General features: G+C 36.4%; 26 protein-coding genes. 6 read left to right on the top strand and 20 right to left on the bottom strand.

Translation table 11 applies throughout. The annotated features are described in order from the left end of the window. Positions 1-10: 10 nt before the first annotated feature. Positions 11-691, bottom strand: coding sequence for a MarR family winged helix-turn-helix transcriptional regulator (locus CRS_RS03120; protein ID WP_142722617.1), 681 nt, complete (start codon positions 689-691; stop codon positions 11-13). A 155-nt stretch (positions 692-846) separates the two neighbouring features. Here CRS_RS03120 and CRS_RS03115 point away from each other — a divergent pair, with 155 nt between their 5' ends. Further along, entirely contained in the window at positions 847-1,134 is a 288-nt protein-coding gene (locus CRS_RS03115) for a hypothetical protein (protein ID WP_142722616.1), read from the top strand. Positions 1,135-1,175: 41 nt separating this feature from the next. On the opposite strand, the gene CRS_RS03110 is transcribed toward CRS_RS03115, so the two are convergent. Genes CRS_RS03110 through CRS_RS03085 form a run of 6 tightly spaced genes read right to left on the bottom strand, consistent with a single transcriptional unit; the run spans position 1,176 to position 8,458 of the window. After that, on the bottom strand, positions 1,176-1,547 hold the full coding sequence (locus CRS_RS03110; protein ID WP_142722615.1) for a PleD family two-component system response regulator: 372 nt from the start codon (positions 1,545-1,547) through the stop codon (positions 1,176-1,178). Between the two features lie 19 nt (positions 1,548-1,566). After that, complete coding sequence (locus CRS_RS03105) at positions 1,567-2,145, bottom strand: chemotaxis protein CheB (RefSeq protein ID WP_142722614.1); 579 nt, start codon at positions 2,143-2,145, stop codon at positions 1,567-1,569. Between the two features lie 11 nt (positions 2,146-2,156). Then, entirely contained in the window at positions 2,157-2,987 is an 831-nt protein-coding gene (locus CRS_RS03100; protein ID WP_142722613.1) for a protein-glutamate O-methyltransferase CheR, read from the bottom strand. After that, positions 2,988-3,353 (bottom strand): response regulator, encoded by a 366-nt coding sequence (locus tag CRS_RS03095; RefSeq protein WP_172616985.1) that lies wholly within the window; start codon positions 3,351-3,353, stop codon positions 2,988-2,990. Between the two features lie 15 nt (positions 3,354-3,368). Further along, the gene (locus CRS_RS03090; RefSeq protein ID WP_142722611.1) at positions 3,369-6,977 is read right to left on the bottom strand and encodes a response regulator; all 3,609 of its coding nucleotides are present in this window, start codon (positions 6,975-6,977) and stop codon (positions 3,369-3,371) included. A gap of 5 nt (positions 6,978-6,982) precedes the next feature. Further along, positions 6,983-8,458 (bottom strand): response regulator, encoded by a 1,476-nt coding sequence (locus CRS_RS03085; RefSeq protein WP_142722610.1) that lies wholly within the window; start codon positions 8,456-8,458, stop codon positions 6,983-6,985. Positions 8,459-8,656: 198 nt separating this feature from the next. Here CRS_RS03085 and CRS_RS03080 point away from each other — a divergent pair, with 198 nt between their 5' ends. Continuing rightward, the gene (locus CRS_RS03080; RefSeq protein WP_228451159.1) at positions 8,657-9,274 is read left to right on the top strand and encodes a Crp/Fnr family transcriptional regulator; all 618 of its coding nucleotides are present in this window, start codon (positions 8,657-8,659) and stop codon (positions 9,272-9,274) included. 128 nt (positions 9,275-9,402) lie between these two features. On the opposite strand, the gene CRS_RS03075 is transcribed toward CRS_RS03080, so the two are convergent. The 10 genes from CRS_RS03075 to CRS_RS03030 all read right to left on the bottom strand — a co-directional run bounded on the left by CRS_RS03075 (position 9,403) and on the right by CRS_RS03030 (position 17,125). Next, a complete protein-coding gene (locus CRS_RS03075) occupies positions 9,403-9,702 on the bottom strand; it encodes a hypothetical protein (RefSeq protein WP_142722609.1) in 300 nt (99 codons plus the stop codon). Between the two features lie 91 nt (positions 9,703-9,793). Next, complete coding sequence (locus tag CRS_RS03070) at positions 9,794-11,227, bottom strand: SDR family oxidoreductase (RefSeq protein ID WP_142722608.1); 1,434 nt, start codon at positions 11,225-11,227, stop codon at positions 9,794-9,796. A gap of 51 nt (positions 11,228-11,278) precedes the next feature. Next, positions 11,279-11,869 carry a GTP cyclohydrolase II gene (gene ribA / locus CRS_RS03065; protein WP_142722607.1) on the bottom strand — a complete coding sequence of 197 codons (591 nt, stop codon included), beginning with the start codon at positions 11,867-11,869 and terminating at the stop codon, positions 11,279-11,281. A gap of 42 nt (positions 11,870-11,911) precedes the next feature. Further along, entirely contained in the window at positions 11,912-12,454 is a 543-nt protein-coding gene (locus CRS_RS03060) for a lipocalin family protein (protein WP_142722606.1), read from the bottom strand. After that, positions 12,444-13,130: a lycopene cyclase domain-containing protein gene (locus CRS_RS03055; RefSeq protein ID WP_228451158.1), complete on the bottom strand. Its 687-nt coding sequence runs from the start codon at positions 13,128-13,130 to the stop codon at positions 12,444-12,446. The genes CRS_RS03060 and CRS_RS03055 overlap by 11 nt, the downstream gene beginning before the upstream one ends. Further along, the gene (locus CRS_RS03050) at positions 13,130-13,582 is read right to left on the bottom strand and encodes a sterol desaturase family protein (protein ID WP_142722604.1); all 453 of its coding nucleotides are present in this window, start codon (positions 13,580-13,582) and stop codon (positions 13,130-13,132) included. The genes CRS_RS03055 and CRS_RS03050 overlap by 1 nt, the downstream gene beginning before the upstream one ends. Further along, positions 13,579-14,052 (bottom strand): SRPBCC family protein, encoded by a 474-nt coding sequence (locus tag CRS_RS03045; protein WP_142722603.1) that lies wholly within the window; start codon positions 14,050-14,052, stop codon positions 13,579-13,581. The genes CRS_RS03050 and CRS_RS03045 overlap by 4 nt, the downstream gene beginning before the upstream one ends. Positions 14,053-14,096: 44 nt before the next feature. Further along, positions 14,097-14,933 carry a phytoene/squalene synthase family protein gene (locus CRS_RS03040; protein ID WP_142722602.1) on the bottom strand — a complete coding sequence of 279 codons (837 nt, stop codon included), beginning with the start codon at positions 14,931-14,933 and terminating at the stop codon, positions 14,097-14,099. Between the two features lies 1 nt (position 14,934). Then, positions 14,935-16,425, bottom strand: a complete 1,491-nt coding sequence (locus tag CRS_RS03035; protein WP_142722601.1) for an NAD(P)/FAD-dependent oxidoreductase — start codon at positions 16,423-16,425, stop codon at positions 14,935-14,937. A gap of 40 nt (positions 16,426-16,465) precedes the next feature. Then, positions 16,466-17,125, bottom strand: a complete 660-nt coding sequence (locus CRS_RS03030) for a MarR family winged helix-turn-helix transcriptional regulator (RefSeq protein ID WP_142722600.1) — start codon at positions 17,123-17,125, stop codon at positions 16,466-16,468. Positions 17,126-17,402: 277 nt separating this feature from the next. On the opposite strand from CRS_RS03030, the gene CRS_RS03025 reads away from it, so the two are divergent. After that, entirely contained in the window at positions 17,403-18,698 is a 1,296-nt protein-coding gene (locus tag CRS_RS03025) for an NRAMP family divalent metal transporter (protein WP_142722599.1), read from the top strand. Positions 18,699-18,812: 114 nt separating this feature from the next. On the opposite strand, the gene CRS_RS03020 is transcribed toward CRS_RS03025, so the two are convergent. Genes CRS_RS03020 through CRS_RS03010 form a run of 3 tightly spaced genes read right to left on the bottom strand, consistent with a single transcriptional unit; the run spans position 18,813 to position 21,049 of the window. Beyond that, positions 18,813-19,136, bottom strand: coding sequence for an AsnC family protein (locus tag CRS_RS03020; RefSeq protein ID WP_142722598.1), 324 nt, complete (start codon positions 19,134-19,136; stop codon positions 18,813-18,815). Between the two features lie 22 nt (positions 19,137-19,158). Next, positions 19,159-19,587 carry a transposase gene (locus tag CRS_RS03015; protein ID WP_142722597.1) on the bottom strand — a complete coding sequence of 143 codons (429 nt, stop codon included), beginning with the start codon at positions 19,585-19,587 and terminating at the stop codon, positions 19,159-19,161. Positions 19,588-19,621: 34 nt separating this feature from the next. Then, complete coding sequence (locus CRS_RS03010; protein ID WP_142722596.1) at positions 19,622-21,049, bottom strand: hypothetical protein; 1,428 nt, start codon at positions 21,047-21,049, stop codon at positions 19,622-19,624. A gap of 550 nt (positions 21,050-21,599) precedes the next feature. On the opposite strand from CRS_RS03010, the gene CRS_RS03005 reads away from it, so the two are divergent. The 3 genes from CRS_RS03005 to CRS_RS02995 all read left to right on the top strand — a co-directional run bounded on the left by CRS_RS03005 (position 21,600) and on the right by CRS_RS02995 (position 24,882). Beyond that, positions 21,600-22,610: an AraC family transcriptional regulator gene (locus tag CRS_RS03005; protein WP_142722595.1), complete on the top strand. Its 1,011-nt coding sequence runs from the start codon at positions 21,600-21,602 to the stop codon at positions 22,608-22,610. Between the two features lie 294 nt (positions 22,611-22,904). Further along, entirely contained in the window at positions 22,905-23,915 is a 1,011-nt protein-coding gene (locus tag CRS_RS03000) for a LacI family DNA-binding transcriptional regulator (RefSeq protein WP_142722594.1), read from the top strand. Positions 23,916-23,967: 52 nt separating this feature from the next. Then, a complete protein-coding gene (locus CRS_RS02995; protein WP_142722593.1) occupies positions 23,968-24,882 on the top strand; it encodes a carbohydrate kinase in 915 nt (304 codons plus the stop codon). Positions 24,883-24,884: the final 2 nt, after the last annotated feature.

The following is a 24,884-nucleotide window of genomic DNA, read 5'->3' as shown; positions in this document are numbered from 1 at the left end:
ATATCATATATTATGACATTTTGAATGAATACTCGTCATACACGGTATTGATAAGCTCATCAGAATGAATATTCCGTGAGAAAATAGGATAATGAAAACGATCCAGCTTATTAAGAATACGGATAAGATCCATCTTTTCCTTATGGGTAAGGTTTCCGGCAACAATATTCGTTGCCTGACGAATTTTTTCCATTTGTCTTTCAAGAACAACCAGTCCCTTTTCTGAAATACGGATGAGCTTGCTTCGTTTGTCTATCTCAGATTCTGTCTGCTCCACCAGTCCCTGGCGCAGCAGTCTTGCAATAATAAGCATACCTACCGGTTTATCATGAATGTTTTTTTTGATCAGAGCCATTTTCGTCATCTCTCCAAAAGCTTTCAGATTGATCAGATAAATAAAATCTTCCTGGGTGGAAAATTCCGAATCTGAGATGGCAGATTTGGAATATGTTTTTGCATACCGGTTGAGGTGAACAAGCAATGTACTTATAGCACTTTCCGGGGTTCTTCCGTTTTCCTTTCCTTCCCAGTATGGCTCTTCAAGAGGATCCGCAGATCCTGCGTTCTCCTTATCAGAGATCCAGGACTTAAAACCTTCAACAGTAACAGGATAAGTATCCGGAGAAGTTTGATTTTCCGACTCAAATTGCTCAAGGAGCGTCATAAAGTCTTTGATAAGTGTAAAATTCATTTCAAATAAAATAGTATACAAATATACTTCTTTTATTGTAACCTGGAACAAGTATTAACATTGCTAATGAAAGCACTGTATAAATCAGCTGTTTAAAAGATATCTTTTGTTCAGACGGTATAAAATTTGCATATTAAAGTTTAACAATAAACGATATGGATGAAACAAAAATTGAATTATCAGATCCTGTTGATGATAAGTACCTTATTGATCAATATTTTAATTTAATCATAAAGAAAGAATTAAATATTGATGTGGATGTCAGCAATGAATATATTATTGCACAGAATATAGTTTCAAAAAAATTGATACTGGTCAATACATTTTCAGATGCTATTATGGGTAATCCCCAACTTTATCTCTTACTTCGTTCTCTGCTTTATAATGTGAACACTTTATGCCTGACAAAAAGGCAGATCATGATGGCATTAGAAAACAAATAAAAATCTCTCAACATTCTGAGAGATTTTTACTGGCTTAATTTTTATACCTGTTCTTTTATATGCTTTTCCACCATCATTTCAAGATCATCCAGATTAAAAGGCTTTGAAACATAATCATCCGCTTGGGCTTCTGATGCTAAAGCAACGATATCATTATTTGCTGTAACATAAATAACAGGAATGTGCTTGAATTCTTCACTGCTTTTAAGAAGTCTTGTTGCTTCCACCCCACCGATTTTCGGAATCCAGTTATCCATTAAAATAACATCCGGCTGATACGCTGACACTTTTTCAAGAATATCATGTGATGTTTCTGATATTTTGACATCATAGCCGTTTTCTTCAAATATGATGGTGATCACTTCTAAAATAGCCGTATCATCATCAAAAATTAAAATTTTCTTTTTACTCATATTATTCAGTTTATTCTATTTACAAATATTGCAATTGATTGATATAATCTGCCAGATTATCCGGCCTGATAATTAAATCATAATCAATTTCTTCTATTGCATGTTTGGGCATATATTCCACTTCTGCTGTTTCGGGGTCCTGAATCCAGACCTTTCCATTATATTTTTTTATATAACTCAGGCCTTCCACTCCATCTGCATTGGCTCCTGACAAAAGCACACCGATCATATTTTCGCCGTAGACCTCTGCTGCTGACCTGAAAGTGACATCTATTGAAGGCCGGGAATAATTCATCTTTTCGGAACTGTCCAATGACATATTTCTCTTATTCTCAAAAAGCAAATGATAATCTGCGGGGACAACATATACTGCCCGATGGTTAACTTCTGTTTTATCTTCAACTTCTATCACCGGTATTTTTGTAAACTGCTCCAGCAAAGTCCGCAGAATATCACCTGACTGGGCCTTCCGGTGAAGGACCAGTAAAATGGGAATCTCCAGGGAATCATTCAGGCTTTTGATCATTTCAATGATGACCTGCAGGCTTCCTGCTGACCCCCCAATAACAATTAATTCTATGTCTGTCTGTGATTTCATAGCAGTAACTATTAGTGATGATCAATCTTTTTATAAATTTTCTGATCTTCAACCTGATGATAATTCTTATCTATGGTAGAAAACCTAAGTGTTTCTTTAGCCCCTAAAGCCAGAAAACCCAAATTTTCCAGACTGCTGTCAAAAAGTTTGAATACCCTTTCCTGCAGTTCTCTATCAAAATAAATCAGAACATTCCTGCAGATAATCAGCTGAAAGCTGTTAAAAGAACTGTCTGACACCAGATTATGCGTAGATAAAATAAGTTTTTCCTGTAAACTCCCGTCAAATTTCACACTGTCATAATTGGCGGTATAATAATCAGAAAAGTCTCTGATCCCTCCTGAAAGCATATAATTTTCAGAATAAAGTTTCATCTGCTGCAGGGGAAAAACACCGGCCCTTGCTGTTTCCAGAACAGAAGGATTCAGATCTGTACCATAAATCAGAGATTTATGATAAAGCCCTGCTTCCTTCAGCAGAATCGCTATGGAATAAGCCTCCTCACCTGTTGAGCAGCCTGCCACCCATACTCGGATCAGAGGATAAGTACCCAGCTGCGGCAGAATCTTATCTCTTAAGGTTTTAAAAAAAGAAGGATCCCTGAACATTTCAGTAACGTTTACCGTAACTTCCTCTACAAATCGTTTTAAATATTCAGGATCATTCATGAGGGTATATCTGAGCTCTGCGAAACTGGTAAACCTGTCCAGCAAACAGATCCTGTTGACTCTTCTTTTAAATGATGCCCTGCTATAGCCCGAAAAATCATAGCCATACATCTCATAGACATCATTGATCAGAAATTCGATTTCTTTATCTTTTACAATACTCGGTTCCAGCATTTATGAAAATTTTTCTATAGCTGTTATTAAAAGATCCACATCAATTGGTTTTGAAACGTAGTCATCAGCTCCTGCTTCGATGCATTTCTGACGGTCTTCAGGCATCGCCTGTGCAGTCACAGCAATGACCGGAATATTTTTGATTTCCGGGGTACTTCTTATGATTTTTACCGCTTCATATCCATCTATTCCCGGCATCATCATATCCATAAGCACAACAGAAAACTGATGATCAGACTTCAGGATAGCGAATGCCTCCTGGGCCATTGTACAGGTTTCAACAGCATATCCACGGGCCTTAAGAGTGAGTTTCAATGCAAATATATTACGTGGATCATCATCCACAATTAAAATTTTCTTATTCATCAGAATTATATCTGTTTAACTTTCATACAACCAAACACGAAGAAGTGACAGCAGCTGATCAATATCTACCGGCTTCGATATATAATCTGAAGCTCCTGCCGTAATACATTTTTCACGTTCTCCAATCATGGATTTTGCGGTAACGGCTATAATAGGCAGTCTTTTGAATGCCGGCATTTTCCTGATTTCCTTTATCGTTTCATAGCCATCCATTTCCGGCATCATCATATCCATTAAAATAACATCTACATCAGGATTCTGCTGAATTTGCTGCAGTGCATGTTTACCGTCCATGGCAACAATAACTTCAACTTTATACTTTTCCAGCGCTTTTGTTAAGGAAAAAATGTTCCGGACATCATCATCAGTGATAAGAACTTTTTTTCCGCTCAGAACTTCCGTTAAAGATCCTAATACCCTCCCTGTAGTACTTTCAGATGAACTGTTTTTTTCTTCCACCAAATGTAAGAATAAACCTACTTCATCTAAAATTCTTTGGTATGAATGTGCTGTTTTTACGACAATAGAATCTGCATACTGTTTTATTTTCAGCTCTTCTTCCCTAGACAGATTATTTTCTGTAAAGATAATGATGGGAAGGTTTTCCAGCCCCTCATAACTTTTGATTGATTCGATAACATGATATTCGTTTCCTTTTGAACTTCCGATATCCAGGATAACACATTCCACAACATCAGAGGTCAGCGCTTTTACACTGTCCTCTACATTATGAACCACAGATAATGAAATATTAAAGTTACTCAGGAAGTAGGACAAAGCACTGGCATGTTTAGCATTTTCTTCGACAATGAGCACCTTCTGAGGCCCTTTTTTTAATGCGTCTTCAATTTTCCTGAATACATCTGTCATTTTATCCAGCGCCACCGGCTTATTAATGAAGTCAACAGCTCCTTTCATAAGGCTTTCTTTTTTAAGATGAAGAACAGACATCATATGTACAGGAATATGCCTGGTGACAGGATCCGACTTTAACTCATCCATTACCTCCCAGCCATCTTTCACCGGAAGCTGAACGTCCAGCAGGATCGCATGTGGATTATACTTCCTGGCTGCTGGCAGACCATGATCTCCTCTTACGGCAACTATTCCTTTATAATTCTGTAAATGGGCATATTTCAAAAGGGCTTTCGCAAAATGGATATCATCTTCTATAATAAGAATAACCCTGTCCCCATCCTTAATATCATCTCTGTCATCTGCCACATCTTCAGGAATTTCCAGTGTATTCGGCCGAATAGTTTCTTTTTCACCTTCATCAAGAATATTCTGGATTTCTTCCACGTCTTCACGTATGATTTCTACAATATCCTGATCTGTTTCAGAAGAAGTGGTTTCAGTAACGGCATATATAGGAATAATAAAACTGAATTCACTTCCTTTGTTCAGTTCACTTTTCAGGACAAGCTCGCCTCCAAGAAGTTTGGCAATCTCACGGCTGATTGACAGTCCCAGTCCGGTGCCTCCAAATTTTCTCTTCGTGGATCCATCAGCCTGCTGAAATGCCTCAAAGATGATCTTCTGTTTATCTTCTGCGATTCCTACACCGGTATCTTTTACTGAAAACATAATAAAATCAGGTTTTCCGATAGGCTTGCTGATATTCAGGTCAATACTTCCTTTTGTTGTAAATTTTAAAGCATTCGATAATAAGTTTCTCAATACCTGATCGATTCTGAGGCGGTCACTTTCAATAACCTTCTGTACATCAGGATCAATCTGAATATTAAATGGAAGATTCTTTTCCTGGAATACAGGATTAAAAAGGCTTTTTAAATCCTGTATGATCTCTTCGATACTCACATCCTGATATTCAAGAGTCATTTTACCGGACTCTATTTTGGCTAAGTCCAGAATTTCATCAATCAGTGTTAATAAGCTTGTTCCTGAACTCTGGATCACCTTTGCAGATTCTATCTGATCTTCATTAAGATTTTCATCAGGATTTTCAACCATTAAGCGTGATAAAAGAAGAATTGAATTCAGAGGAGTCCGCAATTCATGGGACATATTGGCAAGGAATTCTGATTTGTATTTCGTGCTCAGAGCCAGTTCCTCCACTTTTTTCTGAATTTCGTTATTACGTTCAGCAATCAGATGATTTTTTTCTTCCAGTAATCTTGACCGTTCCTCCAGTTCTGCATTGGCCTGCATCAGCTCCTCCTGCTGCACTTTCAGCTCTTCTTCTGAAGCCTGAAGCTTCTGGGTCTGTGCTTCCAGCTCTGTATTGAGGTTTTCCAGCTCTGAATGCTGCACCTGCAGCTCTTCAGACTGAGCCTGGGTTTCTTCCAGTAACTGCTGCTCTTTTTCTCTGCCTTTTGCCGCACTTAATGCAATTCCTATATTGATGCAGCATTCTTCAAAATAACTGATCCTGTCTTCTTCAAAATTGGAGGTAGAACCGAGCTCTAAAACTCCTATAGCATGTCCGTCTGCAAAAATCGGGATCAGCAGTATCCCATAAATCTTGATTGTACTGCTGGCAAAAGTTACTACAAAATCATCTTCATGAAGGTTGTTGTAAACCCGGGTTTTGGAATTGATAAAGGCCTGTCCTACCATCCCTTCTCCCGGTTCAAAAACCTTTTTCATATTGGCTTCCAGTCCGAATGCTTTATTCAGTTTTAAAATCCCTTCATCGTACAGGTATAGTGAACCGTTGATACAGCTTCCATATTCAATAAGCTGTTTTAAAGCCTTATCAGAAACTTCTTTTACCGATTTATTTCCCACTAAAGATTCATTCAGTAAAGCAAGACCTTTCTGCCGCCAGTCACTTTTATTAATTTTATCGAAAGAGATTTTAAGGGATTCTGTCATATGATTAAGAGACCCTACAAGATCTCCGAGATCATCCTCTGAATGATCAATGACCTTTTCACTGTAATCACCGTTGGCCACTCTGTTGGCAATCTTCTGGATAGCACTTACACGGCGTGTCATCTCCTGATCTTTTTCTTTAAGCATTCTCTCCAGCTTATCTCTCCTGATCAGATCTGCCCGCATTTTAATATAAAAGAAGACTGTTACCACGACTGCTGCAAGGGCCGAGAACATAATAAAAAGAACAGTAGTATCGGACGACCTGTTTAAGTCCTTATTTTTAATCTCAAGCTGACTTTCTTCATATTGCACAAAATCATTGACAATTTTCCGGCATTGATCCATATAGCCTTTACCTGTCACAATTTGCTGCTGGGTCATGACAATACCTTTACGTCTGTTTTCAACCAGCTGTTTCAGGTTTTCCATTACCTGATTGACCGCAGCTTTCAGGCCGGCAAGCCTTTCCAGCTGATTCTGATCCTGCAGTCCTAGTGATTCTGCACGTACCAAAGCTTTGGGATATTCTCTTAAGCCGCGCTTATACGGTTCAAGAAAGTCTTCTCTTCCGGTCAGCTGATATCCCCGGTTTCCTGTTTCAGCATCCAGTAAGGCTACCAAAACATCTTTTACCGCTGTTACAGACCGTCTGCTTCGGGAAAGACTCTCACGATGATTCATCTGATTCTGAATACTCCAATAGGAAGCCAGTGAGCTGGCTATTAAAATCAAAAGTGAGAAACCGACTCCAAACTGGAGATTTCTTATAATTTTTTTCGGCATGAAAATTAATTTAATGGTAAAGTGAAATAAAAGGTAGAGCCTTCATCTACTATACTGGAAACACCGACGTTCCCGTGATGTTGCTTGATAATTTCTGCACAGATAAACAATCCGATTCCCATTCCCTGGAACTGCAGTGAGGACTCTTCTACACGGTAAAACTTTTTGAATACAGCATCCTGCTTAAAATCAGGAATACCAATTCCAAAATCTGTTACATTAACTCTTACCTCCTGTGCTTCCTCATCTACAAATGTGGTCACAATAACCTGATTGTTATGGGGTGAATATTTAATCGCATTGGTAAGAAAATTAATCAACACCTGCTCTATACGGATTTCATCTAAAGGAATCAGAATATCCGGTTTGGTGCCATGACGTTCAATTTTTACTTTGCGTTCATCATGAGTCTGGAGTATTGTTTCAATGGCATTGCTGATTACACTTTCCAGATTAACCGGTTTCTTATTGATTTTCAGTTTCCCGTTTTCTATTTTGGAAACATCCAGCAGATCAGTAATAAGGGTGTTCAGCTTTTCAATCTGCCCCTGGACTTTTGTTACAAATCCGGCTTCAGAACTTTCTTTATCCAGCTTTAATTTTCTTTCCAGCAGCTGAACATAAGCTTTAATACTGGTTAAAGGAGTTTTTAATTCATGGCTTGCAATGCTCAAAAACTCATCTTTTTCTTTTTCCACTTTCTTCTGATCATCAATATCAGTAAAAGTTCCAACCCAGTTTTTGATACGGTTCTCATCATATACAGGGGTTACCCGAAGCAGATGATAACGGTACTCTCCGGAAATAACATTCTTAATTCTGATCTCTAATTCAAGAGCTTTGCCTTTTCTCATGCATCTTTCAAATTCTTCTTTGATATCGTGATCGTCAGGATGGGTTTCGGGAAAACTCTGTTCAGAATCAGAATACTGGTACCATTTCCCATTCACAAAATCAACCGTTCCTTTTTCATTCAGGGTAAATGCAATCTGGGGAAGTGATTCCAGCATTAAATGAAAATGATCAATCTGGGATTTCATGGTTACCTGAGATTCCCGTCTTCCTTTCACTTCCAGCTCAAGATTCTGCTGTGTTTTTTTCATGGCAATATTCTGTTCCTGAAGATTATAGAATGTTTTTACCTTGAGAAGAAGAATTTCAGGATCTACGGGTTTGGTAACATAATCTTTGGCACCAGAAGCATATCCTCTTGTTATAAACTTTTTATCGGTATTGACAGCGGATAAAAATATGATGGGAACTTCTTTGGTTTTACTGTAATCGGCGAGTGTTTCAGCCACTTCAAAACCATCCATATCGGGCATTTGAACATCCAGAATGATTAAGGCGTAGTCATTTTTCAGTGCTTTACCAAGCGCTTCCTCACCTGAGCTGGCTGTTTCTACCTGGAAATCCTTAGATTCAAGCAATTTTTGAAGGGAGTAAAGATTACTTTGGTTGTCATCAACAATTAAAATCATAGAAGTTAAAATCAATAATTAGTTACAGATACTTTAGCCTCAAAAATACTCACAATATTTTAAAAAGCAGCAATTTTTAAGGGATTATCAATAGGGATTTCATACCACATTTTACGGAAAAGATGTCAATGGCATGAGGATTGAAATTGTTTATTGGATTTAAAAAATTCTCTCTAATTTTTCAGAAAAATAAAACCTATGAAAAAAACAGTAAGTTGTATGAATATCGATGAGAAAACTCTTTACGAATTCGGGGGTGAAAATATCATTTATAGGGCTAAAGAGTTTATTTTCAGGGAAGGTGAGCATTCACAGTATTACTTTCAGATTATCAGTGGAAAAGTGAAACTGAATACATTTAATGAAAACGGAAAAGAATTTATTCTGAATATTTTAGGCAAAAATCAAAGTTTTGGTGATCCTCTTTTATTTATCGAGAAACTTTATCCTACCAATGCTGTAAGTTTACAACCCACCGAAATCATAAGAATGCCTAAAAATAATTTCATGGAAATGTTAAAAAGCAATCCCGATATTTCGCTGGAAATGAATATGTGTCTATCACAAAGGCTTTATTATAACAGTTTAATGGTCCGTAATATGGCATCATCAGATCCTGCCCAACGGTTAAAAGGCTTACTCGATTATCTTAAGAGTTATCATGATGGGGACTGTCAGCACTGTTTTCCCATTGAGCTTACCCGCCAGCAAATTGCTGATCTTACTGGATTGAGGGTTGAAACGGTAATCAGAACAGTGAAAAAGATGGTAACCAATGAGGTGATAAAACTTGATGGCCGGAGAATACTATATTAATCTTCTGGATTGCGGAAACCTAAATAACTCAACCGAACATGTCTCAAATAAAAAAATAGACTATAAATATACCACATAATAAAATGACCGGAAATCTTAAGATTTCCGGTCATTCCTTTAAACTAACATTAATTTGTTTTCTTTCTCCATTCAGCTTTTACATCTTCAGCCGCATCTTTCGTTTTCTCCCAAGCCTCATCTGCCTTATCTTTGATATCTTCCCAAGCCTCAGAAAAATTTGATTTTACCCTATCAAGCCAATCTTCCTGAGTCGCTTCCTGATCATTATCTCTTTTTTCATTGATATAATCCCTCGCTTTATCTGCCAGATCAGAGATTTTCCATTTTGCATCGTTCGCTGCATTTTTCAAAGAGTTTTCTGTTTCGTTAACTGCCTTTTCCGCTTTGTTGTAATCTGAATTGTTCATAATATAATATTTAAGTAATTTGGTATATAAATAAACAATACCCATGCCTAAAAGCTATTCAAAATGTTAAAAATTTCTTAAAGTCAAAAGGTTATTTTCTTCCGCCAAGTTTTTTAATCATTCCTTTAAATATAAATCCATGAAATGGCAGCACCATGAACCAATAAAGCCTGCCCCATATTCCTCTGGGCCGGAATACCGCTTTTTGCCAGATTTTATTTTTATAAAGCTTAAACATCAGCCAGGCTTCTCCCGGAAGTTTCATTTCAGCCAGCAGAATAAGCTTTCCTTCTTTACGGTCAGCATACAAGACCCTCCAGAAATCCAGCGCATCTCCTTCTCTGAGCTCCATAGGATGCCTTCTGCCTCTCCTTAATCCAGGGCCGCCAACAAGCTTATCGAGAAAACCTCTTATTTTCCAAAGATACTGTCCGTACCAACCATTAATACCCCCTATCCGGAATATCCGGTTCAGGCACATTTCCCTGTCGTCATACACCTCACTTCTGAGGTCTGTAAAACATCCGTATTTAGGAACATCCTGAAATTCTTTTAATGTCGAATCATTCCGGCTGCTGATAAAACTGTCTTTCCAGCTGGATACAATTTCATTGGCCTGTATCTTTGCGAGTGTTCTTTTCAATGCAGTATCGTAAGAAAAAGGCTGTACTCCGGTAATCAATTTGATTTCAGCCAGACTTTCAGGCCTGCAGACAACCTCTATCTTCATGCTTCCCACGAGAGCTTTCGCCAGTTTGTAGGAAGTAGAGGTAATAAAATAGAGCCAGTATGAAGAAAGCCTCGGAGTCATAACCGGCAGTGTAAAAATTGTTCTTTTAAGGCCTCTTACTTTTGCAAACTGCAATAGCATTTCTTTATAGGTTAATATATCATCACAGCCAATATCAAAGTTTTTCTGATAGGCCTGAGGCTTCAACAAAACAAAAATGAGAAAATCAAGCACATTGGCGATACCTATCGGCTGGCATTGGGTATGGAGCCATTTGGGAGCTACCATGACGGGTAATTTCTCAACAAGATCTCTGATGATTTCAAAAGAAGCACTTCCTGAGCCAATTATAATTCCGGCCCGAAGAACTGTTGCAGGCACTGCACATTCCATTAGAATTTTCTCAACTTCATACCTTGAGTTCAAATGCTTTGATAATTCCTTTTCATTCACAAGACCGGAAAGATAAACGATATGCTTACACTGTGTTTTTTCTATATAATGAGCAAAATTAGAAGCACATTTCTTTTCAGAATCTTCATAATCATCCATATTGCTCATAGAATGCATCAGATAATATGCACCTGCAATATCTTCCGGAATATTCTTTAAGGTCTCCGGTTTTAGAAAATCAACCTCTATGAGCTCTATCTGTTCATCATCAATTTCCGTACTCCTGGTAAAACGGCTGATATCCCGACAGCAGCAGACTACTCTGTATCCCTGAGCAGCAATTACACTGATCATCCTTTTACCGATATATCCGGTAGCTCCTGTAAGCAGTATTTTCTCCATAATTATTGTATTTTAGAGATCATTACAATTTTCCGGCAGGCTGAGAGCCCATTATATTTTCTCTAAAAGATGGCCAAAGTAATCTTTTTTCTTGATAAGATAGCCTTCATTCAATTCATTGGAATCTATCTCCAAAGGGATTCTTCTTTTGAGGACAATACCGCTTTTTTCAACAGATTTAAGTTTATCCGGATTATTCGTCAGTAAGTTAATTTCTTTGATCCTGAGAATTTTCAGCATTTCTACTGCTGCATCAAAATTCCTTCCATCAGCAGGTAAACCCAGCTTCAGATTTGCCTCCACAGTATCAAATCCCTGTTCCTGAAGCGCATAAGCTTTCAGCTTATTGATGATCCCTATATTCCGGCCTTCCTGGCGGAGATAAATAATCACACCTCCATTTTCAGACATATATTTCATAGCAGCATTCAGCTGCTGCCCGCATTCGCATTTTTTAGAATGAAACACTTCTCCTGTGATACATTCTGAATGAAAGCGGACATTAACCGGCTTATCAAAATCTGTATTTTCTGCCACCCAGACTAAATGCGGGCTCCAGTCCTGTTCACTTCCTGAAAATGCATAAACAGTAAATATTCCGTAATCCGTCGGTATATTGGATTGTGCTTGTATTTTGAGCATGGTCTAAATATTAATCGTTTTAAAATTATATGTTATTAAGTGTTATTTTTCAAAAGGACTTTTTCTATCCTGTTTTACCCAGATAAGCCTTGAAGTGTCATAACCAATTTCCTTTGCTTTTTTCATAAAGTTAACCCTGATGTTTTCAGGAATGTTTTTTTTCCGTGAAAGAATCCACATATAGTTCAAGTTCTTTCCGGCAACCAAAGCATATTGGTAATCTTCAAGGGCAATCACATTATATCCGGCATAAAAAGGCCCGAAAAAACTTACCTTCAGCGCTGCAACGGTCTTGTCTCCACGGAATTTCGCCGTGCCATCAACCGATACCCACTTGTTCTTTCTAAAATTATATCCGCTGTTGACCACCTTTACACTTCCGTCACCATTCAGGCTATACTGAGCTATTGCATTATCAAGATCTTTTTCGAACCGATAATCAAACCTCGCAATTTCATACCATGTCCCCAGGTATTTGCTGATATCAAAGTTTTTAACAGGTTCTGCTTTTTCCGGGATGGACGAACAGGAAATCAATATGCATCCAAAGGCTATTAATAGGGCGAAAATTATTTTATTTTTCATTTTTATTCAATTTTTTAAAGAAATAAATGTTAAGTAAAAACTGACTGTAACCATAAACAGCATCTTCAACAGGAATGGTAATCATTCTTATTCCCATAAACTCTTCCGGATTATAATTAACGACAGGGGACGGAATTACAGATCCGGTGAGGATTCCGTTTACCGCAAAAAAGCCCGGCATTAAAATAAGATACACGAGACTCACCTTTCCTATCCATCCTTTTTTGGCTATAAAATGCAGATAACACAATGTAAGGATGGTTACGATCACCGTCAGCAAAGTGTATATTTTATTAAAAAACAAAAGTCCGGCTACAGCAAGGATAATCACTGATGTGAAAACAATCAGATTATTGAAGACCTCTGCCCAGGCCAGCTTATAAAACTTCTCAAAACAATAGTACGTAAAAACACACGCAAAAGGAATACAGTAAAAGAACAACCATTCTTCAACCGGAAGTCCGGCGATCTTAAATCCTAAAGTGTATTTCAGATCAAACCACCACACTCCCATCCTGGTAAAACAGATATCCCACAGAATAAAAGGAATCGCTACAATTGTGGATGAAAGCAGGAAAGTCCCAAAATGCTTATTAAATTGTATCCTTCTGTCAAAAGATGCCAAAAAACATATAATGACAGTGAAAAAATTGATCAGTATGTAGGTATAAGACATCATTGCTTATTAAAATACATTTTAAAATATTTAACCGGAACCCAAAGAAAACCGAAGCACTCTCCTTTTTCTTTCCCGAGATGCCTGTGATGCTGTTTGTGAGCACGGCGTATAGCAAGAAAATAAGGATTCTTTGTTTTTGTGAAAACTTTTGCCCTCTGATGAATAAAAATATCATGAACAAAAAAGTAAGCCATTCCATAGAGACTTATTCCCAGACCAATAAAAAACCAATAGCTGAATTCCTGCTTTACACCTAGGTACAATAAAGCGATGGCCGGACTCGCAAAAATGAAAAAGAAAAGATCATTTCTTTCAAGCTTTCCCTCATTGCTGTGATCATGGTGATCACGGTGCAGACTCCACAAAAAGCCGTGCATGACATACCTGTGAATAAGCCAGGTAGCTCCTTCCATAGCAATAAACACACACAAAACGATCAGAAAATTCATATTTCCCCTAATTTGTTATTAAAAAGATCATTCAAAACTTTATACCTGAAATCGAAAATACTTTCCAGTTTTTCTTTTACAAATAAACTATGGGCTATTGTTCCTAATATTCCTAAAGGAAGCTCATAGTCTACAGTATCTTTCATTAATATTCCGTTTTTATCCGGAACAAATTCATGAAAGTGGTTCCAGTATTTGTAAGGGCCAGACTCCTGAAAATCAGTAAAACTTTTATAATCCTCCACCTGGCTTATTACAGTCTTCCATCCCATCGGAATTCCCAACAAAGGAGAAACCTTGTACCGGATTTCCATTCCCTGGAAAATAGGCTCATCATAAACATCCGACAGGACAACGAAATTCATGCTTTTCGGAGTTATCTTCGATAAATTATGAGGCGAAGAAAAAAATTCCCATGCCGTATCAATATCACAGTTCAGCTGTTGCTCTCTATATAATCTGTATACCATTTTTTTTTTTTATTAATACATTCAGCACAAATATTCCCAGTGCCTTATAAATAAGCAGATTTGTAGCGTATATAACTTTTGAACGCAACAAACAGCTTTTGTGAATTGGCTATTCTTATTCTTTGCTTCAGGATATGCTGGGAACTTGTTTTTTTAATTTTTTCAAATAATGACAGGTAATACCTGTAGGCAAGATAAACCCCAAACATAGAAGATCCCGGCAGTTTCCTAATTCCTTTTAATGCTTCTTTAAACTCTTCTTCAATTTCATTTTCTATCTGAGTTTTCACAGAATTGTCAAAAACAGACATATTCAAAGAAGGAAAGTAGCTTCGCCCCAATAGCTGGTAATCATCTTTAAGATCTCTTAAAAAGTTGACTTTCTGAAAAGCAGAACCCAGTTTCATGGCGAATGGTTTAAGCTCCTCAAACTGCTGCCTGTCTCCTCCTGTAAATATCTGCAGGCACATCAGCCCCACCACTTCTGCAGAACCATGAATGTATTCATTATACAATGCTGAATTATATTCTATTTTATAAAGATCCATTTCCATGCTGTGCAAAAACTGATTAATGAGGCGGATATCAATCTTATACTGATGAACAGTTTCCTGGAATGAGTGTAAAATAGGATTCAGTGATATTCTGTCCTCGAGTGCATGATAGGTTTCTGTCTTCAATCTTTTCAAAAGCTTTTCTTTATCATAACCGTGAAAACTGTCAACAATCTCATCTGCAAGACGGACATAGCCGTAGATTGCATAAATAGCAGGCCTAATGGAAGGTTTCAATGCCAATATCCCTAAAGAAAAACTGGTACTGTATTTTTGTGTGGTATATTTGCTTACATCGTAAGACAAATCATCAAACAATTTTTTCATATTATTTTATTTTTAGTTTATTAACTTCCGCTGCTACTATTTTCCCTGAGATCACCGAAGGAGGTACTCCTGGTCCAGGAACTGTCAATTGTCCGGTATAGAAAAGATTCCTGATCTTCCTGTTTCTGATTTTGGGCTTTAAAACAGCAGTCTGTGACAGTGTATTAGACAATCCGTAAGCATTTCCCTGATAAGCATTATAATCTGAAATAAAATCACTGACACAATAGCTCTTTTTATACTCAATCCTCGAAAGGAGATCTTCTGTTCCTGTATGTTTTTCTATCCTTTTAAGCATTTCCAGCAGATATTTTTCCCTGGTAGACTCGTCATCATATATTCCCGGTGCAAGAGGCAGCAGTAAAAACAGGTTTTCACAACCCTGAGGAGCAACCTCAGGATCTGTTTTTGATGGGCAGCAGGAATAAAAAAGTGGTTTTGCCGGCCATTTCTTATTTTTATAAATACAGTCTATATGGTCATCAAGCTCATTCTCAAAGAATAATGTATGGTGTTTTAAACCCTGAATTTTACCTTTGATTCCCAGATAATAAATCAGACATGAAGGCGCAAATGTTTTTTCTTTCCAATAAGTGTTATTGTAATTTCTTAGAGATTTAGGAATCAGGGTTTCCGTGTGGTGATAATCTGAAGAGGCAATCACTGCATCGAACTCATAATCTTTGTCATCAATACTAACTGAAACAACTTTATCATTTGCCGTATTAATCTTCTGAACCTCATGATTAAAATGAAAAACAGCTCCCTGTTTTTCAGCAACCTGCTGCATAGCAAGCACAAGCTGATAAAAACCTCCCATGGGGTATTTTGTACCTAAAACATACCCTCCGTAGTTCATCAGACTATACAGCGCCGGAATGTTCTGAGGGGAAGCTCCAAGGAATATAACAGGAAATTCCATCAGGGATCTGAGCTTAGGATCTGAAAAATAACCTGAAACATATTTTCTGAAATTACTTAAAAGATCAAGTTTTAAGGCACTCCCTGCTATTTTTAAAGAAGCAAATTCCAGCCAGCTGTAACAGGGCTTGGTAACAAAATCCTGCATTCCCACTTCATATTTATATTTTGCAGACTGCATAAACTTATCATACTGCCCGCCCGCTCCATTTTCTATTTTTTCAAATAATTCACGGATTTCACTGTTCTTTCTGGGAATACAGATTTTTTCTTCTGAAAAAACCATCTCAAACTGAGGGTCTAAAGAAACAAGCTGAAAAAAATCATCAGAGTTCATTTCAAAATCATTGAAAAACCCATCAATAATATCAGGCATCCAATACCAGCTAGGGCCCATGTCAAAAACATATCCTTCCGGTGTTCTGAACTGTCTTGCCCGTCCTCCCGGCTGATTATGTTTTTCAAATACATGTACCTCATTTCCTGCTTTTGCTGCATATGCAGCTGCAGACAGTCCAGAAAATCCTGAACCTATTACCGCTATTTTTTTTCTTGATTTCTCCGTATTCATAATCCTTATTAAATATTTTACGATGGTACTTTTTAGCAGCTCAGTTCAGTTTTTTGTATGCATTATCCAGCAAATCTCTTGCTTCCAGATTCATCCGATAAACCGAAGAATGAAATTCATCCAGCTTTGAAAGTATACCAATAAGCAGCATTTGTTCAGAATAGGTAAGGCGCCCTACTACGATCCTCGAAGCTTTACGAATCTTATTCATATGTTGATCCAGCATATCAAGACCCTTTTGGGTAATCTGAATATGCTTTTTTCTTTTATCATTTTCGGAAATAGCCTGCTCAACCCATCCATTATGAATAAGACGGTTGATGATAAGAATTCCGGCAGGTTTTTCATGTACATTGTGTCTGATCAAGTCTATTTTTGACATAGGCCCCATAGATTTCAGACTGATAAGATATATGAAGTCATCCTGACTGGAGAACAGAGAATCATTAATCACAGATTTAGAATATGATTTTGCATATCTCCCTATTCTTATCAGTAAAGTATTGATTACACTTTCTGAACTTCTCCCCATATCTTTACCCTTCCAAGAAGGTTCTTCAGATAAGTAATTTTCTTTATGAGAAGCATTAATCCATTCTATAAAGCCCTGAAGGTCATCACTGTATAAAGTACTACCTCTATTTTCTTCTGCAAATTGTTGAATTAATTCCACAACTGCTTTTAAAAGATTGTAATCCATATGCTGGTAATTAGTATACAAATATACTTATAATTTATAACAAAAAGAATATAAATATACTTTTAATTTAAATAGTATAATATTTATGAACCATCTTTCGGTTTAATTGATAGCAAAGAATCGGAATCCAGAGGCTTTTACACAACAGCATTTAATAATCCATAAATTATCTTTAACCTTATTACTGACTTCCAGCCGAAATTCTAAGAAAAAGATGAAAATAAAAAGATGAATCTCATTTAAATAGTATATTGTAGAAACAAATTTCCCATACGGTATGTCAGCTAAACGTTATGTTCAAACCCGAACCAGAAAAATCAAAAAATTCTTTGGATTATTAGGCCCAGGATTAACAACTGGTGCTGCCGACGATGATCCGTCCGGAATTGCTACTTATTCTCAGACAGGTGCACAATTTGGTTATGGACAGCTATGGACAGCGCTTTACATGCTGCCATTTATGACCGCTGTTCAGGAAGCTTGCGCAAGAATTGGAATGGTGACAGGAAAAGGACTGACTGGAGTGATCAAAGATCATTACAGTAAAAAGATACTTTACAGTGCTGTCGGGCTGGTAATTATTGCCAATACCATTAATATTGGGGCAGATATCGGGGCTATGGCGGCGGCGGCACAATTAATTATTCCTGCTGATATTATTGTATTAATGCTTTTCTTTACTGTCAGCATACTCCTTCTGGAGATTTTCACAAATTACCGTGTTTATTCAACGATACTTAAATGGCTCGCATTATCCCTTCTTGCTTACCCTCTTACGGCATTTATCATTGATCAGCCGTGGAAAGATATACTGAAAGCAACCATTGTCCCTCACTTTGAATTTTCTTTCAGTTTTCTTTTCATTATCACAGGAGTATTTGGGACTACTATTACGCCATACATGTTCTTTTGGCAGGCTTCCCAGGAGGTAGAAGAAGAAAATGAAAAAGGGCTGATCCGGGACGGAAAACCCAAAATCGGATGGGCTCATATTCATGCCATGAGAAAAGATAATAATATAGGTATGCTTATTTCTGAATTTACAACCTGGTGTATTATACTGGTTGGAGGAACGGTACTCCATGGAAGCCATATCACCGATATCAATACAGCTGCGGATGCAGCTAAAGCTTTAGAGCCTCTTGTACAGTCTTTTCCTCATTCGGGATTGATATCCAAGATTATATTCGCAATTGGAATTATCGGTTTGGGTATGCTTGCGATTCCCGTTCTTTCAGGCTCAGCATCATATGCTGTTTCTGAAGCATTCGATTGGAATGCGAGTTTTGGTTTCACATTCAGAAAGGCCAAGGGTTTTTATATTGTCATCATCATATCAACACTCATTGGTCTGTGCATGAATTTCATTGGCATCAACCCTGTTAAAGCTCTCGTTTATACAGCTGTATTAAATGGCGTGGCTGCAGTCCCTCTGTTGTTTCTCATCATCCGGATCTCAGCAAGTGAGCGTATTATGGGGGAATTCAAAAGCCGATGGCTTTCAAAAATCTTATTATGGGCTACTTTCATATTCATGGCCACAGCTTCTGTAGCAATGCTGTTTACTATTTAAATTAAACCGGTATAATACTTTAGAAAAAAGAGACTGATCGAATAAATTAAATGGGAGCCCTTAAAGAGCTCCCATTCCCAAACTTATAACAATCTTATTACAATTAATTTTTAATTATTTAAACATCCTTTTCCATTTTGTCATTGTATTTCTGCTTAATCCAAAGTGTTCTGCTACTTTAAGATTACTCATTTTATTATTTTTCTGGTAAGTGAGTATATCCAGAATATCAGATTTATTATAGGAACGAAGTTTTTGATTCATCTTTTTGACTTCTTCATCCTTTGTTCCAAAAATTCTTTTATTCAGCTCTATTATATCCACAGCAGACAGCTCTTTTTTTGTCAGAAACCATTCACATTCCTCTTTTTTATGAGGAAACTTCCGCTGGATAATATCAGAATAAATTTTTATATAATTTGGTGAAGATCTTTTCATGATATTATAAGAATATTAGGTTTCAGACATTATGAGATTCGGGAAATTTAACAATCCATTTATAAAGAGTAGTTTTGGGAATATTATATTCTTCAATAATCTGCCTTTTACTTTTCTCTCCCGAGTTTATCAGTTCTAAAAAGAACTCAATAATCTCTTGGGTATATATATTTTTTTTAAACTTTGGGAGATTTGTAGTGTTAACTTTACTGCTGTTTACTGCTTTAGGAGAATATAATATTAAATGTTGTGAATACACTCTGAAGAAGTCATAATCTGTCAGTTTACTCCATCGAAGTATAAGTTCAGAATCCATACTTTTCAGCTGATACATTTTCTCAACTTCTTCAATACTGCATTTAAAGAAATTACAAATTCTCCCTAAATCTAATTCACACTCCAAAACTCTTTTTTCAATTAAACTGCCAATATGAATATTCTTAAATTCCATAATTTCTTAAACATCTATAATTTATATCGTATAATTAATAAGTTGCATATGTTGAGTTCTGAACATCTCCGGTTGCCGGTGAGCTTCCAAGATTTTCATATACATTATTACCGGAAACAATTAATCGGCTTCCTCCTTCCGACAGGCCACTTCCGGTTGCGATAATCATACCGTAATATCCTAAGTCCAAAGAATTTAAAGTTACTGTACCGTCAAACAATGATGATGAAAGCAAAGTCCAGCTAGTACTTTGGCCTGTATTACCATTTCCAAATCTATAATTGTAAGAGAATCCTGTATACCATACAAAATGATTGGTAATGACTACAGCTCCATCCATATCCATATCAAAATCAACAATATTCTCCCCAGAAGCTACGGAAATACCATCAGAAATCAACATTAAATTACTATTTGCAGCATTCCCAGTACCCTTACCTATTCTGGATAAAGGAAATCCCTGGGCTACTGATCCCCATACTGTACCATTGTCCATCATTGCAATCAATGAATAATACCCAATCATTACTTTAGCCACTTTTGCTCCGCCGGCAGTAGCTGCAGCAAAGAAACTGGAGATATCCTGTGGCGTTGAAATAGATGATACAGTTGCTCCCCATGGCCCTGCGTAAAAATTATACCCCCATGCGAACACTTTGCCGGTAGCATCTATTGCAGTAAACATATTGTTGGTAGTTCTTTCCTGCTCGCTCCATATAGATTTAATATTACTTAATGAAGGTATTTTAGTATAGGTTAAGGTATTTCCCGTTGTAGTACCTAAACCCGTTTGCCCTCTTGCATTATCACCTGCAGCGTAAACGTTACCAAGGTTGGTCAGTATAACAGAATTATAAGCACTTTGCTGTACCTGAATTGGCTTTTCACCAGCTGCTAAACCTGCAATAGTAACCTTTACCCAACTGTCTATTACATCACCGTTGCCCCCTGTTCCCAGTTTTCCATTATAATTATAACCGGTTACATAGATATCCCCCGAAGTGGTAATTACAGTTCTTGATTCCAGCCCTCCATTCATTGTAAGCGCCGATTTCGCAAGCAATCTGGTGGCAGGTGCCTGAGTTCCGGCAGGAGAAAGCCCTAAACCAAATGTTTTGTAACCAGCTCCTGTAAGAAAATTATTATCCGTAATACTATTAAAAACAGTAGTACTATAAGTATAATTAAATCTCTTCTGCATAAGCTCACTGGTATCACTGGAATACTTGCTCACCATCCAGAATCTGTCACCAAGAACGGATGAAGATATTAATCCTTCAACTGCGGATTTATCCAAAAGACAATCTGACCATCCAGCCGATGTATTCAGTCGTAAACACTGCTTGATAGAATCATATACTACGGTAGCCTCCACGGGAGTCATCCCCGAGGGAGTAACTGTTGAAGGAGCAGAATCAACGATAGGCATCACTACCCCTAATTTTTTTGTAGTGTTTTTCATGTGGAGGATACCTTGTGGAGTTAAGGTATTTATACCTACTTGACAATAAGCGCTTGAAACCAAGGAACAAGTTAGCACCAGGGATAATAAACTTTTTTTCATAACAGTAAATTTTTTGATCGTTTGTTTTTTAAAGAATTGCCTCAAAGGGCTCTAACAAAGTTATCTACAAAGAATCGATATATTGATTATAGCGTCAATACATTTATATAATCCGACTTAAAACAATTGAAAACAAATAAATAAGTTAAAACATATTTAATATTTGAATTGCAATAGAATAAAAAGCATTAAATCATCAATATGCTTAATAACAGGAAGTTGTAATAAAACAATTTTAAAAAAGACTATTGTTTTTATGACTCATTTCCTCTCAGCAGATGGAAATAAAGTAGTAATTAATTTTTTTTTCAGTTATTTTGCCTGCTAGAAATATTATTATAAATATAAAACCATATTTAATAATTGTTATTAAAAATCCATCACTTTGACATAAAGGATTAAAAACATTATCAATAATTAAAATTATTTAATAATAAATGTTAGTTAAATGAAATTATTTAGAAATTCTAAAACTGCATCGGTTGATCAGCTGAAAAGAGAGCTGATAGCTAATTACATTATCATCATAACCATAATTCTAAGCTTTTACTCTGTTTATCTATATCTTTATCTTCAGACAACATTCTTATCTTTCTATATTTTTGGATTTTTATCCCTTGTATTGTATACATGGCTAATCATTCTGCCTAAATATGATATTAATAAGATGGTCCACATCTATATGGTTGCAGTTTCATTGTTTCTTACTTATATAATGCTCAATGCGTGGAAAAATAATATTCTTGTTTCCACCTGGTTTCTGCCGATCATTCTTGCTGCTGACACTTTTTTTTCAAAAAAATATGTATATATATATACGATATATGTATTCTTACTTATTGTTATCATTTTTTTACTAAATCAGTTCTATCAGTTTAATGAGTTTATTTTTATCACAGAGTCGTCCAGAAAGATTTCGGAGGTACTTGTCTTTTTTTCGAATGTATTTATACTCATGCTATTAATGCATTACAACCGTTTAATAAAAAGGAAAGAAAATGATGAACATAATAATAGTATTGAGAATGAAAAGATTTTTATCATTAACGATTCGATAAACACTGAAAAAAAACCTGAAAAAGATCTGAAAGATGAAAAAGATTTAGAAAAATATATGGTTTTGTTCAGTAATATAAAAAGGATTATTGAAGATGAACGGCATTTTACAAACCCTGATCTCAGTTTGTCCGGCCTTTCCTCATTAATTAATTCAAACAGTATGTATATATCAACAGCTATTAAGTTAAATGGATATGACAGTTACAGCCAATACTTAAATTTCTGCAGAATACAAAATGTCAAAAAAATGCTGAAAGAAGAAGACTTAAATAAAGTTAATCTCATGTATATATATACCGCTTCAGGATTCTCAAATCAGGTTACTTTTAACAGAACTTTTAAAAAAATTGAAGGGATTACCCCATCAGAATATATTAAAAGTATCATTCCTACTCCTTAGCTAATCATAAAACTTAGATTTTTATGCTATTCAGGAAATCTGTTTAATCTTAAAAATGGATTTTTTTTAACATTTATTGGATAAACGTTTAACCAAATTTAATGATTACGATACAATAAATTAATACTCCATTCATCTTAAAGTCACTACAACAATATAAATAATTGATAATCAGGGTATTAATTTTTATTTGTAAAAATCGTCAAAATTACACTTTTTTCTCACATCTCCAAAAAAAACACACTATTGTTTTTTTGATATTTTATCAAATATTTTTGCACAGAAAATAATAAAATGAAAAGGTCTTCGATAAAAGATATTGCTAAAATGGCTGGAGTTTCTGTAGCCACAGTATCTTATGTGCTTAACAGGAAAGAAGGGCAGCGCATAAGTGAAGAGACCCAAAAAAAAATTCTTGAAATTGCTGAAACGATTAACTACACTCCTAATAAAATAGCAAAAAGCCTTAAAACCAGTAAAACAAAACTTTTAGGACTCATTGTGGCAGATATTTCCAATGAATTCTACTCTCATATTGCGAGAAATCTTGAAAATAAGGCATTAAAGTTAGGATATACTTTAATCATTGGCAGTTCTGATGAGAACGCTGACAAATTTAAAAAGCTGACAGAACTCTTCTCGCAGCAGCAGGTTGACGGGATGATTGTTGCTCCGGTGGCAGGATCGGAGAAAACACTGGAGAATCTTATCAATATCAAATATCCCATCGTTACGATTGACCGATATCTCAAAGGAGTTGCTATTCCTGGTATTACCATTGACAATCAGGAAATAGCTGAAAGTACAACCAGCTTACTTCTTAATAAAGATTTTGATAAAATAATTTATATAGGCTATGAAACTGAACTTCCACACCTGCTGGACCGTCAGCATGGTTTTGAAAAAGCGGTCAGATCGTCAAAAAAAACAGTTGAAACACAATACCTGCTGGTGGGATTGGAAAATATTGCGCACGAGGTACATTCACAACTTGAAAATATGCTGGACAAAAAACCTGAAAATACGGCACTTTATTTTTCCAGCAATAAACTGGCAGTGGCAGGGCTTTCCTATATCGTTAAAAATAATATAAAAGTTCCGGAACAGATTTCCGTACTGGCATTTGACGAGACAGATGCTTATCAGCTTTTTCCTTCTGAAATAAGCTATATCCAGCAGCCTATTGAAGAAATGGCAGAAGAAGCGATTAAGCTGCTTGACAGACAGATTAACGACTATACAGAAACCGGAAAAAAGATAAGATTATCAGCAAAATTTGTCAATAAGCAATCTGTAAAAAAATAATTCTAACCTGTAAATAATTTTTTTTAATACTAACTTAAACGTTTAACTAAATATGAAAACAAATAAAAACAAATATGCTGTCTGCTTTGGAGAGGTTCTTTGGGATATCTTTCCATCAGGTTCCAGAGCTGGAGGGGCACCGTTTAATGTGGCCTATAATCTTTTCAAAATGGGAATTGATACAAAAATGCTCAGCAGAATCGGGAATGATGAATTAGGACAACAGCTTCTCAGTCAAATTAACGATTGGGGAATAACAACAGATTTCATACAGCTAGATCAGGATAAGCCAACAGGAACAGTTCTTGCCAATTTTGATGAGCACGGGGAAGCAGTATATGAAATCGTAAATGAGGTAGCCTGGGATTATATTGAAGCTCTCCCTGAACATGCAGAACTGATTCAAAACTCTGAAGCATTTGTCTTCGGAAGTCTGGTTACCAGAAATGAAGTCGCAAAAAAAACTCTGCTGGAACTTTTGGAATGGTCAAAGTTCAGGGTTTTTGATGTCAATTTCAGACCTCCTTTTATCGATTTTGAATTTATCAGAAAACTACTGCACAAGGCTGATCTCGTAAAAATGAATAAGGCAGAACTCAGAACCATTCTTGAATATCTTGGCGAAGATTATACTGATGAAGATACCAGCATCAGGCATCTTCAGAATTATTTCAACCTTAAAGAGATTGTTCTTACGAAAGGAAGCAAAGGAGCAAGATATTTTGTGGGTGACAAGGCTTATAATTTTCCGGCGGTTCATATTGAAATTGCAGATACTGTGGGCAGTGGAGATTCTTTTCTGGCAGGATTCCTTTCTAAGAGAATTCAGGGAAAATCTCCGGAAGAGATTATGAAACAGGCCACGTCATTAGGTGCTTTTATCACTTCCAAATCCGGGGCATGCCCTGATTATACTTATGAAGAATTCAGAGCATTCAGAGAAAAAAACAGCTGTAAAACTTCTTAAAA

The organism is Chryseobacterium sp. ON_d1 (genome assembly GCF_006829085.1).
Classification (GTDB): domain Bacteria; phylum Bacteroidota; class Bacteroidia; order Flavobacteriales; family Weeksellaceae; genus Chryseobacterium.
Note: the sequence above shows the minus strand (reverse complement) of the source record. Positions and strands in the feature narration are given on the sequence as shown.